Origin of the sequence: Labilibaculum manganireducens (genome assembly GCF_963665805.2) — a bacterium.
GTDB lineage: Bacteria > Bacteroidota > Bacteroidia > Bacteroidales > Marinifilaceae > Labilibaculum > Labilibaculum manganireducens.
The window spans coordinates 4,626,442-4,643,613 of sequence record NZ_CAXXEE010000003.1 but is presented as its reverse complement, the minus strand read 5'-3'; the positions used below and the strand labels follow the sequence as shown (position 1 = coordinate 4,643,613).

At 35.1% G+C, this 17,172-nt stretch carries 12 protein-coding genes; 7 read left to right on the top strand and 5 right to left on the bottom strand.

Annotated elements, in window-relative coordinates:
• Positions 1-978, top strand: a complete 978-nt coding sequence (locus tag ACHZAX_RS18235) for a hypothetical protein (protein ID WP_320020087.1) — start codon at positions 1-3, stop codon at positions 976-978.
• A gap of 50 nt (positions 979-1,028) precedes the next feature.
• Here the strand turns inward: ACHZAX_RS18235 and ACHZAX_RS18230 are convergent, their stop codons facing one another.
• The 3 genes from ACHZAX_RS18230 to ACHZAX_RS18220 form a co-directional block, all read right to left on the bottom strand.
• Positions 1,029-2,903, bottom strand: coding sequence for a DUF4114 domain-containing protein (locus ACHZAX_RS18230; protein ID WP_101310249.1), 1,875 nt, complete (start codon positions 2,901-2,903; stop codon positions 1,029-1,031).
• Positions 2,904-3,268: 365 nt separating this feature from the next.
• A complete protein-coding gene (locus tag ACHZAX_RS18225) occupies positions 3,269-4,339 on the bottom strand; it encodes a lysylphosphatidylglycerol synthase transmembrane domain-containing protein (RefSeq protein ID WP_320020086.1) in 1,071 nt (356 codons plus the stop codon).
• A 130-nt stretch (positions 4,340-4,469) separates the two neighbouring features.
• Positions 4,470-5,294: an oxidoreductase gene (locus ACHZAX_RS18220; RefSeq protein WP_320020085.1), complete on the bottom strand. Its 825-nt coding sequence runs from the start codon at positions 5,292-5,294 to the stop codon at positions 4,470-4,472.
• A 200-nt stretch (positions 5,295-5,494) separates the two neighbouring features.
• On the opposite strand from ACHZAX_RS18220, the gene ACHZAX_RS18215 reads away from it, so the two are divergent.
• A complete protein-coding gene (locus ACHZAX_RS18215) occupies positions 5,495-7,717 on the top strand; it encodes an APC family permease (protein WP_320020084.1) in 2,223 nt (740 codons plus the stop codon).
• A gap of 67 nt (positions 7,718-7,784) precedes the next feature.
• On the opposite strand, the gene ACHZAX_RS18210 is transcribed toward ACHZAX_RS18215, so the two are convergent.
• Both ACHZAX_RS18210 and ACHZAX_RS18205 read right to left on the bottom strand, forming a co-directional pair.
• Positions 7,785-8,192 (bottom strand): hypothetical protein, encoded by a 408-nt coding sequence (locus ACHZAX_RS18210; protein ID WP_320020083.1) that lies wholly within the window; start codon positions 8,190-8,192, stop codon positions 7,785-7,787.
• 63 nt (positions 8,193-8,255) lie between these two features.
• Entirely contained in the window at positions 8,256-8,825 is a 570-nt protein-coding gene (locus ACHZAX_RS18205) for an RNA polymerase sigma factor (protein ID WP_320020082.1), read from the bottom strand.
• Between the two features lie 185 nt (positions 8,826-9,010).
• On the opposite strand from ACHZAX_RS18205, the gene ACHZAX_RS18200 reads away from it, so the two are divergent.
• The 5 genes from ACHZAX_RS18200 (at position 9,011) to ACHZAX_RS18180 (ending at position 16,902) form a co-directional block, all read left to right on the top strand.
• Positions 9,011-9,610, top strand: coding sequence for a hypothetical protein (locus tag ACHZAX_RS18200; RefSeq protein ID WP_101310243.1), 600 nt, complete (start codon positions 9,011-9,013; stop codon positions 9,608-9,610).
• Positions 9,611-9,686: 76 nt separating this feature from the next.
• A complete protein-coding gene (locus ACHZAX_RS18195) occupies positions 9,687-10,805 on the top strand; it encodes a L,D-transpeptidase family protein (RefSeq protein WP_320020081.1) in 1,119 nt (372 codons plus the stop codon).
• A gap of 9 nt (positions 10,806-10,814) precedes the next feature.
• Positions 10,815-11,534 carry a L,D-transpeptidase gene (locus tag ACHZAX_RS18190; RefSeq protein ID WP_320020080.1) on the top strand — a complete coding sequence of 240 codons (720 nt, stop codon included), beginning with the start codon at positions 10,815-10,817 and terminating at the stop codon, positions 11,532-11,534.
• Position 11,535: 1 nt separating this feature from the next.
• A complete protein-coding gene (locus tag ACHZAX_RS18185; RefSeq protein WP_101310240.1) occupies positions 11,536-12,336 on the top strand; it encodes a hypothetical protein in 801 nt (266 codons plus the stop codon).
• A gap of 540 nt (positions 12,337-12,876) precedes the next feature.
• Positions 12,877-16,902: a hybrid sensor histidine kinase/response regulator transcription factor gene (locus tag ACHZAX_RS18180; protein ID WP_320020079.1), complete on the top strand. Its 4,026-nt coding sequence runs from the start codon at positions 12,877-12,879 to the stop codon at positions 16,900-16,902.
• The last annotated feature ends 270 nt before the right edge of the window (positions 16,903-17,172 follow it).

The window sequence follows — 17,172 nt, the reverse complement described above, 5'->3', positions numbered from 1 at the left end:
ATGCTCTTAAAGACAATTAAAGGACGCCATTCCATTTTACTGATACTAATGCCGGTTGTTATCGTATTGCTTTGGATGGGTACGTTACTGCATTCGGAATCCTTAACGGCTGGACAGAACCAAATGCCATTGTATGAATTGTTGTTATTTCTTACGGGAGGTAATAATTTCGTTCTAAGTTTAATTGCCTGCCTGCTTTTAATATTGATCGCTTACGGAATGGTGCGCTTAAATGAGCAGTATATTTTTATTCGGCAACGAACAGATTTACCTGCATTCGTATTTGCTCTTATTGCCACGGGAACTGTCTCATTAGGAGGCATGCATCCTTCACTATTTGCCGCATTTTTATTATTTCTGTCTGTAGATCGGGTATTTAAAATTTATCAGGGAACAGCAACCCTTTCGAACTCTTTTGATGCCGGATTTTTAGTAGGTTTGGCAAGTTTGTTCTATTTGTTTGCAGGAGTATATATCTTTTGGTTTTGGATGGCTCTTGCAGTTTTAGGATATTTGCGCGGTAAAGAAATTCTGGCAGGATTAACAGGCTTTATAGTCCCTGTTTTTTTAGTTGTTGTTTGGTACATTTGGAACGATAATTTGGCTGAACTCTTAAATACAATTAGGAATCTCTTTTCATCTAAAAATAGTTTGGGAATTGTATCAGTTTTCCAATATTCATACTGGGGAATACTTGGCTTTTTGGTTATTCTCTCTTCTTTGTACATGCTGAATGTTTATGAGGAGAAAAAAATTAGTTCGCGTAAATATTTTATTATTTTGTTGAGTTTCTTTCTTGTTTCGGCTTTTAGCTTTGTATTTTTTAAAGGGGCTGGTGTTGAACAGTACTTTATCAGTATTATTCCGGTAACCTACATTGCAAGCCACTATTTTGTATTTCAAAAACACTCTTGGATTGGAGAGTTTTTGTTTTATATTCTTGTGATCTCAAGTATTCTCATCCACTTTATTGGATAAAAAAAGTGCCATCTCCTAAGAAATGGCACTCCATATAATTAAGTTCGATTTTATTTTTCTACAATATTAGTCATGTCGAAGGCTGTTGCTATATTAGCATCTTCCTTGTTATCATTAACTGTGAAAATAATGTCGTTAAAATCTTTGTCTCCACCAGGTAGTTGAATATCTTCGAAACACAATACAATATCTTTACAGTTTTTCTCTTTGAACAATACATGTTGTTGTGTTGCGTCTTTGTTCCATTCAATGTTGGTATAATGACGATAAACACCATCAACGGTAGCACCGTTTTTCCAACCTTGGGCGATTAGACAAAATCCAATTACTGTGTTTTGTGCAAAAGGAGCATCACCTAACTGAACACGATCACCAGTTTTTAATCCTCCTCCTTCACCTTCTTTTGAAACATTAGGGAAAAGCATATGAAGCTCTATTTCGTCAGCACTTGCAGGTGGATTTTCACTATTATAGGTGTAGTATGCCAATGAATTTTTCCATCCAGCGCCTTCATCAACGAAAGTTAAATAAACAGGAGATTCTTCGGTTAATTTTAGAATCAAGTTGTTTTCATCTGAGAATAATTCAGAATTCGCTGCGCGGTTATCCTTATTTTCAAGGAACATTGCTTTAATATTTTCAACAAGTGTTTCGCAAGGTTTTGTTTGAATGATATCATCCGGAACCCCTTCGTCCATTTCGATGGTAATAATTTTAAGTCCGCCGGTTCCGGCAGCAACAAAAATGTAGTTTCCTCTCGATTCAACAAAATTTACCGATGAACCAAAATCCATACTTCCCAACAGAGTAACATTATTATCATTTTCAGGAATCATTGCACCAACGTATACACCAGCACCACCGTTACCAATCAGCAATAGTTCTTCATTTAAGCATACCGAATTGGTTACGTAATCCTCCTCAAGACCACCTTCAGGAGTTTCAGGGCGATTGAAACGTTCTTTTAGACTTCCGTCCAAATTACGAATATCTAATCCTGATACGTTTAATGCAGCAAGAATATAGTTGTCGGTAACATCAATTTCAGTTTTTGACTCGTCTGTTATTGGTCCTTGAACCTCAATTGCCTCTAATTCTGTAAAATCAGCTTTTTTGAAAGACTGTATTTTTTCATTGGTTGCATTCAACACATAAATATTTTCAGCATTACTACTTAATGATCTGGCATCATTAATATCAATTCCAGTTACTAAAGAGTAGTCGCTGCGTTTAAGAATGCTTAATTTTCCATCAGATCCACTAGTGGCATAAATGTAATTTTCATCAATTTCAACATCTGTAGCAACATAAGAAGGAAGATCAACCAGTCCTGAAACAGACATGATTTTTTTAGAATTACTTAACTCCAAACTAATTAAAACAGCAGGAGATGCAAGAACATAACCAGCACTTTCCGGATCTACTGCACCTGCCAGATAAATTACTCCGTCATAATAGTCAACGGCACTAACGTCAACATCAGGAAATAACGCCTGAGCTTGTAATACTGGATTGTCTTGATCTGAAATGTCAAATAATTCAACACCACCACTATATTTACTTCCCTTTGTATTGTAGGAAACAAATGCCATGTTGTCGATAATTTTGACGTGAGTAGCCTGAACTGCTTCACCTTTTACTTTAGGTGCTTCAACTTCAGCTTTTAGTTTAAAAGCATAATTTTTAGTCAAATCAATTTCAATTTCCGTTGTTCCTTCTTTTGTAGTTCCAGCTGGAAGATTGTTGATAATAACTAAATCATTCATTGTTTTAACCCTACTGGAAAGATCCGCAGGGTTATTGTTGATAGAAATGCCTTCTTGAATTGTTTTCTTTTGATCGGTTTGCTGATTGTCATCATTATTGTCCGAGCAAGAAGAAACAATTATGAAAAGCCCAATCATTACTAGTAGATATTTTCTCATAAGTATTTTTTATTTTTACTGAATTGCAAATTTAGTTTACTGTTGCAAGTTACGTTGTTTGTTTTAAATGATAAGTTTAATTATTGTTAAGCGACCTAAAGATTTGATGAACTGCTTCTTTTCATTGGTGAATAATTATAAAAACTTGTTCAGGATGATGTTCTATCAATTGATAATCACGATTCTATCTGTGTTCGATCAGTAGATGAATACTGTCTGAATCCCTTTAAAATGTTGGGTAATTCTTGTTTTTCGCGTTAATTAATACGGGTTATACGATAATTTGCGGTTTATTGTTATCTGTTTGATTTGATATTCTCCGAAGTTATTTCGAATGCAAAAACATGTTGAAATATGTGTGGTATTTATTTTTTAAAATGTTTTTTGATCCATTTAGGAAGAATAAAGACTCCAATTAGGAGATAGGGATAGTATGAAATTAGCCGCCAAATTAATGCCATGGCTGCCGCGACTCCTACCGATGGAAGAAATTCACCTAGATATTTTGTGAATACCCATTCCGAAAATCCACTTCCGCCAGGAGTCGGACTGACAAGCATCATGATCCACATAACTAATTGCCTTGCAAATATCATGATATGCTCTGTAAAGCTGTATCCTTGAAACATGAATGCAAGAAGAATCACATTTACGACCCAATATCTGGCTGTCCAGGAAAAAAAAGTTGCCATGAATGCTTTAAACCAAAACCAGAACGGTTTTCTTCGCAGTTCTTTGGAACTTTCAATTATGTCGGTGCCAGCCTGATTTGCTCCTTGTTTCCATTTTCTAAGAACCGGAAGTTTGAATATCCAAAGCAGCAACCACTTTAATCCTCTTGGGTTCCAAAATAATCCATAAGTTAAAACAATAAAATAACCCGTTTTTACAAGGTAACCAACTAAAGCAAAATATAAAAGAGAATCCAGCCAAATAGAATGTTCCTGAATATCCATCATGAATAATTGGTTGATATCCAGAAACAAGATAAGGATTGGGAACATGAGAATAAAATACAGTTCGTCGAGAAAAGAAGTGGACATTACTACTGCCGAACTTTTTCCGACTTTTAAGCCTTCTTTATTAAGATATAGAATTGCAACGGATGTTCCTCCTATTGCAGAAGGAGTTATTGCCGATGTAAATTCCCACAGCATAATAATACGAAAAGCTTTGATCCATGAAAATGTATTGTCGGTAAGGATCCGCAAACGAGCCATGTAACCTAAATCGCGGACAATCATCATGATTAATGCAACACAAAGCCAAAAAAACGAATACCACGAAAATTCAATTGAGGAAAGAGTTTCGCCATCAACCTCATTCATCAACATGTAAACAACAACAGCAACGCCAATCAGAATTGGATATACAATTCTTCCAGGGCGAACCCCGTTAAGTAATTTTTTTTGACTGTCAGGTTGGTTTTTGTTCATTTTTAACACTTAAGGATGTTAAACTTACGGATTTAAAGAGTTTGTTTGATCAAATTTTAATTAAGATTTTGTTAAAATACTCTAAAATTGAAATGAAGAAATTTTAAATTAGGATCATTTAGATTCCATTTTATGAATGAAATTTAAATAGTTTTTCCTTAAAATAATCAAAACTCTTTTCACTGATTAGTTTCCTGAGGAACCAAATTAGTTTTGCATGTGTTGGTACAATATATCTTATTTTTGGATTGTTTGAGAGGCTTGCTTTCACAATTACTTCTGCAGCTTTTTCTGCTTTTACTTGAATTTTCCTCGATTTTATAAGAAGATTTTCAAGTTGGATAGTCATTGTGCCATAAACTGAATTCTTTGAATTTTCTTTCGCCTTAGATAAGGCGATATTTGCCCAATCTGATTCAATAACACCGGGATTAATTAGGATTACTTTTATTCCAAATGATTTTACTTCTTGGCGCAGGCAATCAGAAATTCCTTCCAATGCATATTTTGAAGCATGATACCATCCGCCCATTGGGAGTGTCATTCTGCCAAGAATGGAGCTAATGTTAATAATTTTCCCTTCACAATTTGCTCTCATTATGGGCAGAACCATCTGAGTTAATTGTACCAAACCGAAAAGATTAACCTCGAATTGTTGGCGGGCATCCTCCGGCGAAACATCTTCAATTGCACCGTAAAGACCAAATCCTGCATTATTCACTAAAATATCAATGCGTTTGGATTCTTTATAGATGCGATTTACAACTTGCCTGCAATTTTCAGAGTTAGTGACGTCCATCTGTAAAATTCGTGCCCCTTTTTTCTCCAAATCTATCATAGCAATGGTTGAAGGAGCTGTTGCATATACGGTGTATCCTTTTTTAAGAAAAAGTAAGGCGGAAGCTTTACCTATTCCCGAATAAGCTCCAGTGATTAAAACAATTTTTTCTTTCATGAAAATGAATCGTATGCCTGTTAATGTTTATAATGCATCATTATAAATATCAGAAGATACATAGAATCTGAGTTTATTTCAATGGGATAGGTGCGATACCTCCTAAGATCTTAACTTTATTTCTTTTATCAGCTTACTATACACATTTATAGTGGTAGTTTTTTGCTATTTTTAGTACACAAACTTTTACAACCGAATCTATGCCCACAACTACTTCTGATAAAAAATTTGGGACAGCACCTGTCTTTTTTACTGCAATTTCTACCATTTTAGGTGCAATTTTATTTCTCCGCTTTGGTTTTGCGGTTGGGAGTTTGGGTTTTTGGGGAGTAATTTTAATTATTCTTTTAGGGCATTTGGTTACGATACCAACGGCTATGGCTATTTCTGAACTGGCGACAAATAAGCGTGTTGAAGGTGGTGGAGAGTATTTTATTATTTCACGTTCGTTTGGTTTAAATATTGGTGCGACTATTGGTATTGCCTTGTTTTTTTCTCAGGCAATAAGTGTTGCATTTTACGTAATTGCTTTTACTGAGGCCTTCGAACCATTATTTAATTTGGCTTTCAGTACCTATGGGTATGAGTTTCCGCGTCAGATAGTTAGTGTTCCTGCAATGCTCTTTTTATCGATATTGATTCTGAAAAAAGGAGCCAATCTGGGGGTAAAGGCTTTGTATTTTGTAGTTGCTGTTTTAATGGTTTCACTTGTACTGTTTTTCCTCGGTTCAACCGATCATGCATCCGTTTCAGACTTTGGTTTAATGAATGCAGAATTTAGAAATGCAGATCAGTTTTTTATTGTATTTGCAATTATATTTCCTGCCTTTACAGGAATGACTGCTGGTGTTGGTCTGTCGGGAGATCTTAAAAATCCATCTAAATCAATTCCTTTAGGTACCAGCACTGCAACGTTATTGGGAATGATTGTTTACTTTTTTGTAGTTTACAAGCTGGCATTTTCGGTTAGTAGTGCCGATTTGATGGAAAATCAGCTGATAATGGCAAAAATTGCCATTGGAGGAAGTCTGGTGATTCCTTTAGGGCTTGCGGCTTCAACAATTTCATCAGCGCTGGGTTCAGTAATGGTTGCTCCACGAACTCTTCAGGCACTATCGGCCGATCGTTCTTTTCCCTCCAAAAAGGTAAACAGATGGTTGGCAAAAGGCCGGAAATCTGATAATGAACCCATAAATGCGTCATTAATTACATGCATAATTGCAATGGTGTTTGTTGTTTTAGGTGATGTGAATGCGGTAGCACAAATTATTTCTATGTTTTTTATGGTAACCTATGGATCTTTGTGTCTGATATCTTTTTTAAATCATTTTGGGTCATCGCCAAGTTATCGTCCTTCCTTTAAATCAAAGTGGGTATTATCTCTTATTGGATTTATAACCTCGGTTTGGGTGATGTTTAAGATTAGCTTTTTATATGCTTTTGCCGCCGTAGTGGTTATGTCGATAATTTATTTGTTCATTAACCGATATCATAAAAACAGGAATGGAATAGAGTCAATCTTTCTAAATGCTCTTTATCAGCTAAACAGAAACATGCAGGTATTTTTGCAGAAAACAGGAAAAGGAAAAGCCCGGGAATGGAGACCAAGTGCTATTTGTATTTCGAAAGAATCTTTTGAGAGAGATACCGCTTTTAAACTTTTGAACTGGATATCCTACAAATATGGGTTTGGAACGTATTTACATAGAATTGAGGGATATTATTCAAAAGCTACTTATCAGCAATCAAAAGAAGAATTGGATCGGTTAATTAAAAGTTTTGATAAAATAGAGAATCACGTTTACGTTGATACCATCATCTCTCCATCCTATACTTCGGCTATTGCACAAGCAATTCAGTTGCCTGGTGTTGCAGGAATGGAAAATAATATGGTGATATTCGAGTATGATAAGGGAAATCCTGATCGTTTGAATTTGATCATTGATAATTATTCGCTGGCGCGTGCAGGTAATTTTGATTTCTGTATTTTGGGAAGTTCTTCGCGGACATTAAATTTCAAGAGCAATATCCATGTCTGGATTAAATCTTCGGATACTTATAATGCGAATTTAATGATTCTGCTCAGTTTCATTATTGCAGGTCATTCTGATTGGAAAAAGGCGGATATTAAGATATTTAACATCTGTAAAAAGGAGCAGGCTGAAGAAACCAGAAAGCAATTGGATGATTTGGTAGTTTCGGGCCGACTACCGATTACAACCTCTAATATTGAAATCATCCATGAGCAGGAAAATGTATCATCGAAAGAAGTTATTAATCAGCGGTCGGCCGACGCAGGCATAACAATAATTGGATTTAGAGGTGAATCGCTTAAGCACGAGAAGGCGGAACTTTTTAAGGGATACGACAAACTTGGGAATATTCTTTTTATCAATGCAAATAGTCGAAAGCTTATCGAGTAGCAAGAAAACAAACAATGATATTGGAAAATATTCTTGCTTAGAGGAATTAAAACTAAGTTGTTTGGGGCTAAACAATTTTTTTATCCAGTATTTCTCCCTGAGCATCCAGTAGTAAAGAGTAGCGGATAAGGTTTTGGTCACGAACAATAATTTCAAAATTTTGCAAGTCCGCATAATTAATTTTAATTGCATTCATAACCTCGCCGTGTGATTTAGTTGCCTGATAAATAGCATCAGGAATCGACTCCAGCTGAAGATTGATTTTCAGACATACATACGTTCCGTTTGCACGATAAACGGCAATATGTTCCAATTCGTTTTTGTAGAAAATAGCCTCGTAAAATTGATCTGTTTTATGCCATTCGGTATTTAATGGTGAATCGAATTGATTATTGAAGGTGTCAATTATGGTCTGCGGGGTCACTGATTCCTGCGAATCATTAAATATTTTGCGAAATAAATTTTTGAAATCCATTTTTTTACTGTTAGTTCAATCGTCCCATTTTGACGGGAACTGCCAAAATAGTAACGCAATTTTCTATTCTTTAGGATATGTTTTTTTATAAAGATAGATAACTCTTGTTCTTGCTCGTTTAAGTCTCATTTTCACCGCATCTTCGGTTATTCTCAGAGTTTGGCCAATTAGTTTTCCAGAAAGATTGTCCTGATATTTCATTAACAGCAAGGCTTTTTCTTCCGGGTGAATCATCTCCAAAATTGCCAACAGATTTTCGTAATTGAAATCTTCCAGATCTGTTTCAGATTCGTCTACTATATCAGGTATTTCATTCCGTTTGTTCCAGTTTGGATAATGTAGTTTTTTCTTTAGCCTCAGGTAGTCAATAGAGTAATTATAGGTAATGGAGTACAGCCACGATGAAAAGGACGAATTTCCTTTAAAGCCAGACAGTTTTTCGTAGGCTTTAGACAAAATATCGTTGGCGAAATCTTCAGCCTGTTGTTTGTCTTTAATGAAACTGTAACATTTGTCCATTACTTTATTGAAGTACCGATGATACAGAAGTTCAAAAAGGCTTGTTTTGTTCTCATGAATGATCATACGAATAAGTTCTTCGTCGCTGGTCTTGCTGTAGTTTTCTCTCTGCATATCAGAGTGTTGATAGTTTGATTCGGTTGTGGTGTTTTTTTTTCAATATTTTTTTATTCTTCAGCGTTACTTCGTTAAAATCTTTCGTCTAAATGGAAATTTCAATCGTGATTTAAATTACTCAAACGAAAATAGTCATTGAAATTGAAATAAAAACAAGAAAAATAAATTTTACTAATTTAAAGATGAAAAAAAAGTTGTTGTTCGTATTGGCAGTAGGTACTACTGTATTATTTAGCAGCTGTGGAAAAGTACCACAAGTAGAAATAGATGGTGCAAATGCTGCAATCGAAGTTGCTAAATCTGTAGGAGCTAATGTTTACGTTGCAGAAGATTTTGCAGCACTTCAGGATTCAATGAGATCGGTAAACGAGAATGTTGAAGTTCAAAATGCCAAATTTTTTAAAAATTTCGACCAGGTGAAAGCTCAATTAGTTGTTGTAAATGCAATGGCTGTAGAAGTTAAAGATAATGCTGAAGCTCGAAAAGAAGAGGTGAAATTAGAGATTGAAAGCCTTCAGGCAGAAGTTGATTCAATTGTAATGCAAAACAAGGAATTAACAACTCAAGCACCAAAAGGAAAAGAAGGTGTTGCTGCATTGGAAGCAATCAAAGGTGATATCAGCTTAATCGAAGCTTCTTTAATCGACGTTGCAGGTCTTGTGTCTCAAGATCAACTTATTGCTGCCTTGGATAAGGTTAAAGCTGCAAAAGAAAAAGCATTGGAAATTAATACCGAATTAAACGAGGTGATTGCAAAATATGCCAAAAATAAAAGAAAATAGTATCAAGTATAATTTATAATCAAATACTATTTCCCTGAAGAGTCTTCTTCAGGGATTTTTTATAAACGCTTAGAGTATGGGGAAAGGGAAGAACAAGCCTTTTATTAGGATTGTTATTGCGGTAGTTGGCTTATTGTTTGTTTTAGGCATAGTGCTTATTTGGTTGAAGCCGAAGTCTCCTCAAACTGAATTGAAACTTGCCCGGGAGGCAATTAATTCAGCTCAGAAAGCAGGGGCCGAGGAGTACGCAAAACCTTTGTATAAAGAGGCAAAGCAGTTATACGATTCAGCCATGAGCTCATGGACTGCTCAGAACGAGCGATTTTTCCCAAGAAGAGACTATAGGGAGGTGTTGAGCTTCGTTAATTTAACGATAGCAAAAGCAATTCATGCAGAACAGAATTCTCTGCAGCAGATTAAAAATACAAATGTTATTGCTAAGCGCGGTATTGAGGATCTGGAGGGAAAAATATTGCTTTACAATCGTATTTATAAGCAGATACCTTTATCTAAGACTGTAAGTAAAGCACATAATTTAGGTGTGATGAAGCTTAGCGAGGCAAAAATTGCCTACGATAGTGAACGGTATAATGAAGCATTTGTAAGTTATAAAGAAGCTGACGGTTTGCTAAATTCTTCAAATGATAAGGCAGAACAGATTTTGAAAGAATGGTTTTCAGATTATCCACATTGGGAAAAAATGGGAGCCGATGCAATACGCTTATCAAAGAGCGGACATAAAATTATTTTGGTGGATAAGATGGCTCATCAGTTGTTTGTTTATCAGAATGGGAAAATCCTTAGAAGCTTTAAGGCAGAGCTGGGTGTGAATTGGATGGGAGATAAACGACAAAAGGGTGATAAAGCTACTCCGGAAGGAATGTACAGGGTCATTCAAAAAAAAGAAGGATCGCGCACAAAATTCTATAGGGCACTTTTAATTAATTATCCAAACGAGGAAGACAAACAACGCTTTGATTCTGAAAAGAAAAAGGGTGCTCTGCCTTTTCGGACTCACATCGGGAATTTAATTGAAATTCATGGTCTTGGGGGAAAAGGAATTGATTGGACAGATGGTTGTATTGCCTTAAAAAACAAAGATATGGACGTTCTGTTTTGTCTTATAGATACTGGAATATCAGTAATTATTGTTGGGTCGTTAGAGCCTTTAAACGAGATTTGCGGAAAAAATTAAGGAAGAATCATGATAAATGATGAAAGCAATTTACAAGGAGAATTGAATAATACATATTCTGGCAAAAAAAGTAAGCTGATCAAGTTTATTTTTTGGCTCTTAATGCCGGTTATTTTTTGGTTTATTATTCTGTTTATTTTAGTTGGAGTACCTTATTTGGAAAACAGGCCTTTCATATTTGAGAAGACTATAAGTGCAATTCAGGAGAATGAGAATAACAGTAAGTTCGGGAAAGAATTGGAGGCAGGAATCGCGCAAGCACAAAAAAAGATGGATCGATTAACTCCCGGAGGTGCTTATTTAATTGTAAATACCTCTGATAATACATTTTCTCTTTATAGAAATAAAGCTCTTATTCGGGACGGTTTGTGTTCTACAGGCAGTTACATTAAACTCGAGGCAGAAGATAATAAGAACTGGATATTTCAAACTCCCAAAGGTGTGTTTTCCATTCAAGGGAAAATCACGTCACCCGTTTGGCGAAAACCCGATTGGGCTTTTGTTGAGGAAGGCTTACCAATTCCTGGCTCCAATTCATCATCCCGTTTTGAGTATGGTGTTTTGGGTGACTATGCACTTAGTCTGGGTAAGGGATATTTGATTCATGGTACACTTTATAAAAGGTTTTTAGGACAGCCTGTTACTCATGGATGTATTCGAATGAACGATGACGATTTAAAGACTGTTTATCAATCTTTGCCAATTGGGGCAAAGGTTTTTATCTACTAATATGAGTAAGGAAAGAAATTACAATTCCAGAAGTTTTCATTTATTCAGGAATTACATCACTTATAGTATTTTGCTTGTAATTATTGGAATCGCTTTGCAATACGGAGTTTTTTCAGTGATGGCTGTAAGGCAAAAAATGAAAATGTTTGATCAACAAATTGATGCAGCATTGTTGCCGATAAACGAAAGGCACATGGATTCGGTGCTTGCAGATTTATTTAAGAAAAAAGTATTTCTGGAAACTCGTTTCCAAATGTCGAAAGCCGATTCAATCAGTCTGTCCGTAAATCTGAAAGACAGCATTCTTCAGTTGGAACTGAAAGGAGTTGTTATAAAATCAACTAAAATTACAGATTTTGAAGTTGATCAATTTTTTTATCAGTTAAAACCGGCAACCTACCAGCATTTGTTTGGTACGCAATCACGGGTGAAGAGCTATTTGTCGACAATTAGCAAGGCTCCAGTTATCGTGAAAAAAGCACCCAAAGATACAACAGAAGCTCAGGCTTCAAATGTAAAAATTGAATCATTAAAACCAGAAGTCGTACATTGGATGCTTACGCTGGATAAGGAAATTGTTCTGAAAATTGAAGGAAGCGATCAATATTCCCGATCGGATTGGTGGATCGGAAGAAAGTTTTGGTTTAAGGAGGATATGAATAGTCTTAAAAATTTAAAGGAGACCATTAGGTTTAAAGTGCCTGAATATTATCCCGTAATTCGATTGGTGATCTCAGAATCGGAGGCCAAAGCCATATACCGTGCATTGCCTGCAAAACCTTTTGTAGGTATCAGATTGTAGCTAAGTAAGAGCCGGTTGTAGAATAGCCGGTTTTTTATTTGTGAGCAATTCATATAAAATAAAAAGTCCGGGAACCACCCCGGACTTTAATCTAACCCATTTTAATCTATGAAAACCTAATCCTCTCGGAAAGGATAGTACAAACTTATGAAAACTATCTGGATTGAAAATGCTAAAAGATGTTAATTAAGGTTAAACAACTTAACCGGTATTTTTAAGCTGAAAATTTTACGTAAACATCTAATATGCTTAATTGTTGTGCGTTATAGCTTTGTTGTTTTGGTGTTATGGAGAAAGTGAAATAATGTATCGCTCTGGTTACTAAAGTATTTGTGGCATAGGATTAATTTATTCTTTTCAAAATGGAAGCAAGATTAGAATTTTGGGCGTAAAACAATATTATCAATAATTCATTATATACATTTTGTCCAAGATGTTTTTTATATGATATTTGTCTTTGGTTTTAAATCGGAAATTAAGTTGAAGGAAATCCGTGGTTTACAACTATTTTCTACAGTAAGTTGAATTAAAAAAATAGGATTGAAGTTTTTATATCTACAAATAATATTGTCTCTGTTTATTTTGAGTGTGTCGGCTCAGAATGAAATGAGCTTCGATAGTTTTTCTCAGGATGATGGATTTCCAAGTAATCAAATTCAATGTATTCATCAAGATCAAAAAGGGTGGATGTGGTTTGGTACCAGTCAGGGGCTGAGTCGTTTTGATGGGTATCGTTTTGTTAATTACCTGAACTCGCCTGAAGATAGCTTGAGCCTAAGCGGAATACTGGTTCGGGTAATTTTTGAAGACCGGAAAGGAAATTTACTGGTTGGAACAGAAAACGGGGGATTAAATGTATTCGATAGGGAATTAGAACTTTTTCATCATCCCTATAACAATAACCCACTGTTAAAATCAAAAGATGTCTCAGTAAATGATATTCGGGAAGATGATGCGGGAAATATCTGGTTGGGAACGAATACTAATATTTTAAAGATCGATTCCTTGGGAACAGTCAGTGTTGTATCCTTGGGAAATGATGATGCCACCAACGAATTTAATGGGGAATTTGTTCGTGTTCTTCAGTTTGATAATTTGGGGCGCTTATGGGCCGGGACTAATAATGGTGTTTTTATTATTGATACTGAAAGTAAAAAAGTGGATCATGTTGATTTGCCATTTGAAAATGGTGATACAGATGAGATTTGGGAGATTTTCCTCGATTTGGATGGAAGTATGTGGATTGGCACCTATTTCAACGGGGCTTTTATCGTCGATCCTGTTTCTATGTCGGTAAAGCCGGTGATTTTGAATCCATCTATTGAACGGACAGAAACAGTGCGTACTATTTCAGTTGGAGCTTTTGGTAATTATTGGATTGGCACGCGTGGAGGTTTATATCTATACAATAAAACAAAAGCTACGTCAGATTTTTACCGGAATGATGATCGTGAACCTAGCAGCTTAATCAACAATTCGGTGCTTGATATTATACATGATAAACAAGGTGAAGCATGGATTGGTACACGCGGAGGTTTAAACCTATTGGCAAAAAACAAACAAGTCTTTCATAATTTTAAAGCACATCTCTCAGATAATAAATACCTAAACAGTAGTTTCGTTTATGCCTTGTGGGTGGATGATGAGAATAATATCTGGCTTGGGACAGAAGATGGAGGTGTAAATATTTATCATCCTGAAACCAAATCATATACCTACTTAAAAGCAGATGCTGCTAATCCAAATTCTATTTCGAAAAATTGCATTAAAGCGTTTCAGGAAGATCAGGAAGGAAATCTTTGGATTGGAACCTTTGGGGGAGGAATAGATGTTTTAAATCTTAAAACAAACAAAATTAAACACTATATAAATGATCCTTTTGATTCCCGCACTTTGGCAGATAATAGAGTATGGGATCTTCTTCTTGATAGAGAAGGAGATGTTTGGGTGTGTACTTCATTAGGAATCGATCGGTTCGATTCTAAAACAAAAGAATTTATTCATTATCCGCAGTTGGCTGGGCAGAAACTTGTTACCTGGGTTGATATGGACTCACAGAATAATATTTGGTTGGGTACTTCTGATGAAATTATTGTACACAATCAAAGGACAAAAAAAATAACACGTTTCAAAGAGCATTCCAGATCATTTACAGAAGATACTCAAGGTAGATGTTGGATTGCAACACTTGACAAGGGGATTGTTCAGTATTCAGATTTAAACGGACCTGTTAAGTATTATAATAAAACTGATGGATTAGCCAATAATCAGGCCTTACGTATTTTAGAGGACGGCAAGCATTTTTTATGGATAAGTACATCCAATGGTTTGTCAAAATTTAATGTGGAAAGTAATACATTCTGTAATTTTACAAGTCACGATGGTCTTGGGAATAATCAATTTACTTACGGAGCAGCTTATAAATCAAGTAAAGGTGATTTGCTTTTTTGCAGTATTTCAGGCTTTACTATTTTTGATCCTTCTGAAGTTAAATGCGAAGAGAATCAAGTTCCTTTGGTACTTACTGAATTAAGAATTTTTAATAAAAAAATTGGAATTGGTTCAGGTAAGAACTCTGTTCTGAAAAAAAGCATTTCGGAAACCAATCATTTGGTGTTAAATTACGACCAGAATGTTTTCACTCTTGAATTTGCTGCTCTTAACTACATTAAAAGTACCAGCAATTTATATAGTTATTATTTGGAGGGGTTTGATAAAGGTTGGAATGAACCTAGCGCAGACAGAACAGCAACTTATACTAATTTAAATCCAGGTGATTATGTTCTGCATATTAAAAGAGTTGTTATAGGGAATCCTGAAAATAATAATGAACTGAGATTTTTGATAACGATACTTCCTCCATTCTGGAAAACATTGTGGTTTCGTTTTATTGGGTTAATTATTTTAGGAACAGTAATATACTTTCTGATTCAATTTTTTATTTATCGGGGAAAAATGAAAAATGAATTGGTTTTGGAGCGAATGAAAGCCCGAAAACTTCATGAACTTGATACGTTAAAATTAAAGTTTTTTACAAATATATCGCATGAAATACGAACCCCTTTAACACTAATACTAACTCCTTTGGAGAAATTGATTTCTCAAAAAATGCCTCCTCATGAAGTAAATTCGTATTTGGATGTTATGTATCGCAATACAACAAAGCTCGATCGTTTGATAAGTCAATTATTAGATTTTAGAAAATTAGAATCAGGCAATTTAAAATTGGAACTTGCGGAGGGAGATATTGTAAGGTTTATTTCGGGTGTTGTACAATCTTTTGAAAGCTATGCTGCGGAGAAAGGAATAGATTTAAGATTCAATACTTTGAAGGAGAGGTTAGTGACTCGGTTTGATGCTGACAAAATTGAAAAGATATTGAATAATTTACTTTCCAATGCATTTAAATTTACAGAAAAAGAAGAGGAAATTACTGTCAATCTTTCCTTGGTTTTTGATACGAACGAAGAGAATACTGACGGAGAATTTATAGAAATAGTCGTTCGTGATACTGGACAAGGAATATCTGAGATAAATGTTCCTAAAATATTTAATCGGTTCTTTCAGGCCAATAAAGAAGATGTGCAAACAGGTACAGGTATTGGTTTAGCGTTTGTAAAAGAATTGGTTAAGCTACATAAAGGTGAAATTTTTGTTGTGAGTAAACCCGGAAAAGGGAGTAAATTTACAATCCGGATTCCCTATGAAAAAGAAGTCTCTGAAGTTGTTTCGGGAAATAAAACAGCAATTCCATCAATCGAACCAAATGCAAAGTTTGTTAAAGAAAAGGGCGGGACGAAAAATTCTTTTCATTCAAAAATTATGCTGATTGTTGAGGATAATCTTGATGTTAGAGCGATAATTAAAAGTCATTTCACTTCAAAATATCAGGTTTTGGAAGCGAATGATGGTAAAGAAGGGTGGAAACTGGCGCTTATTAATATTCCTGATATTATTATTAGTGATGTATTAATGCCCGATGTGGATGGTTACGAGTTTTGTAAAAGAGTAAAAAAAGATGAACGCACATCACATATTCCGGTGTTATTTTTGACGGCTCTTCATTCAAAAGAATCCGAAATAAAAGGTTTATTATGTGGTGCTGACGATTACATTACAAAACCCTTCGATCTTGCTGTTTTACAGACCAAGATTGACAATATGTTGTTAATTCGGGATTCGTTAAAAGAAAAATTTTCGAACGAAATGGTATTGCTGCCGAAAAATATTATTATTTCTTCGCCCGATGAAAAATTCTTGCAAAAAGCGGTAGAGGTCGTGGAAAACAATATTGCAGATACGGATCTCGATATTGAACGATTTTCCCGGGAAGTAGGTGTGAGTAGAATGCAGCTTTATCGTAAGCTTGATGCTTTAACAGATATGACTGTAAAAGAATTCATTCGCAGTATTCGCTTAAAAAGAGCTTCGCAGTTGTTAGAGCAGGAAAGCATGAGTATTAGTGAAATTGCTTATGCTGTTGGGTTTAAAGATTTGTCACACTTCCGAAAATGTTTCCGGCAAATGTATGGTATGAATGCAACAGAGTACAAACAGAAAAAATGAAGTTTAAATTAGTTGTAAAAACTTTATTTCAATCATAATTGCAAATCAATAGTTTGTTGAAGTATATGATCTTGTTCTAGTAATTTGCTTTTAGTTCAATTCCTTATTAGCCCTAAGAAAAAAGGTTGATGACTTGTTGCGATGTGTACTTTTTTGTACTTAATTGGTTTTAAGTAAAAAATATTAGGGCTGATTTCTTCTCCTTTTCGTTTCACCTTTCTTAAAATTCCCTTTTTTATTTATTTGTTAATCGCTTGTATTTCTAGTGTT

What these genes read in the sequence shown, in the direction of transcription:
- ACHZAX_RS18230 (WP_101310249.1), bottom strand. Translation starts at nt 2,903, where the DNA reads ATGAGAAAATATCTACTAGTAATGATTGGGCTTTTCATAATTGTTTCT.
- ACHZAX_RS18200 (WP_101310243.1), top strand. Translation starts at nt 9,011, where the DNA reads ATGAAAAAAAAGTTGTTGTTCGTATTGGCAGTAGGTACTACTGTATTA.
- ACHZAX_RS18190 (WP_320020080.1), top strand. Translation starts at nt 10,815, where the DNA reads ATGATAAATGATGAAAGCAATTTACAAGGAGAATTGAATAATACATAT.
- ACHZAX_RS18235 (WP_320020087.1), top strand. Translation starts at nt 1, where the DNA reads ATGCTCTTAAAGACAATTAAAGGACGCCATTCCATTTTACTGATACTA.
- ACHZAX_RS18205 (WP_320020082.1), bottom strand. Translation starts at nt 8,825, where the DNA reads ATGCAGAGAGAAAACTACAGCAAGACCAGCGACGAAGAACTTATTCGT.
- ACHZAX_RS18220 (WP_320020085.1), bottom strand. Translation starts at nt 5,294, where the DNA reads ATGAAAGAAAAAATTGTTTTAATCACTGGAGCTTATTCGGGAATAGGT.
- ACHZAX_RS18210 (WP_320020083.1), bottom strand. Translation starts at nt 8,192, where the DNA reads ATGGATTTCAAAAATTTATTTCGCAAAATATTTAATGATTCGCAGGAA.
- ACHZAX_RS18225 (WP_320020086.1), bottom strand. Translation starts at nt 4,339, where the DNA reads ATGAACAAAAACCAACCTGACAGTCAAAAAAAATTACTTAACGGGGTT.
- ACHZAX_RS18215 (WP_320020084.1), top strand. Translation starts at nt 5,495, where the DNA reads ATGCCCACAACTACTTCTGATAAAAAATTTGGGACAGCACCTGTCTTT.
- ACHZAX_RS18185 (WP_101310240.1), top strand. Translation starts at nt 11,536, where the DNA reads ATGAGTAAGGAAAGAAATTACAATTCCAGAAGTTTTCATTTATTCAGG.
- ACHZAX_RS18195 (WP_320020081.1), top strand. Translation starts at nt 9,687, where the DNA reads ATGGGGAAAGGGAAGAACAAGCCTTTTATTAGGATTGTTATTGCGGTA.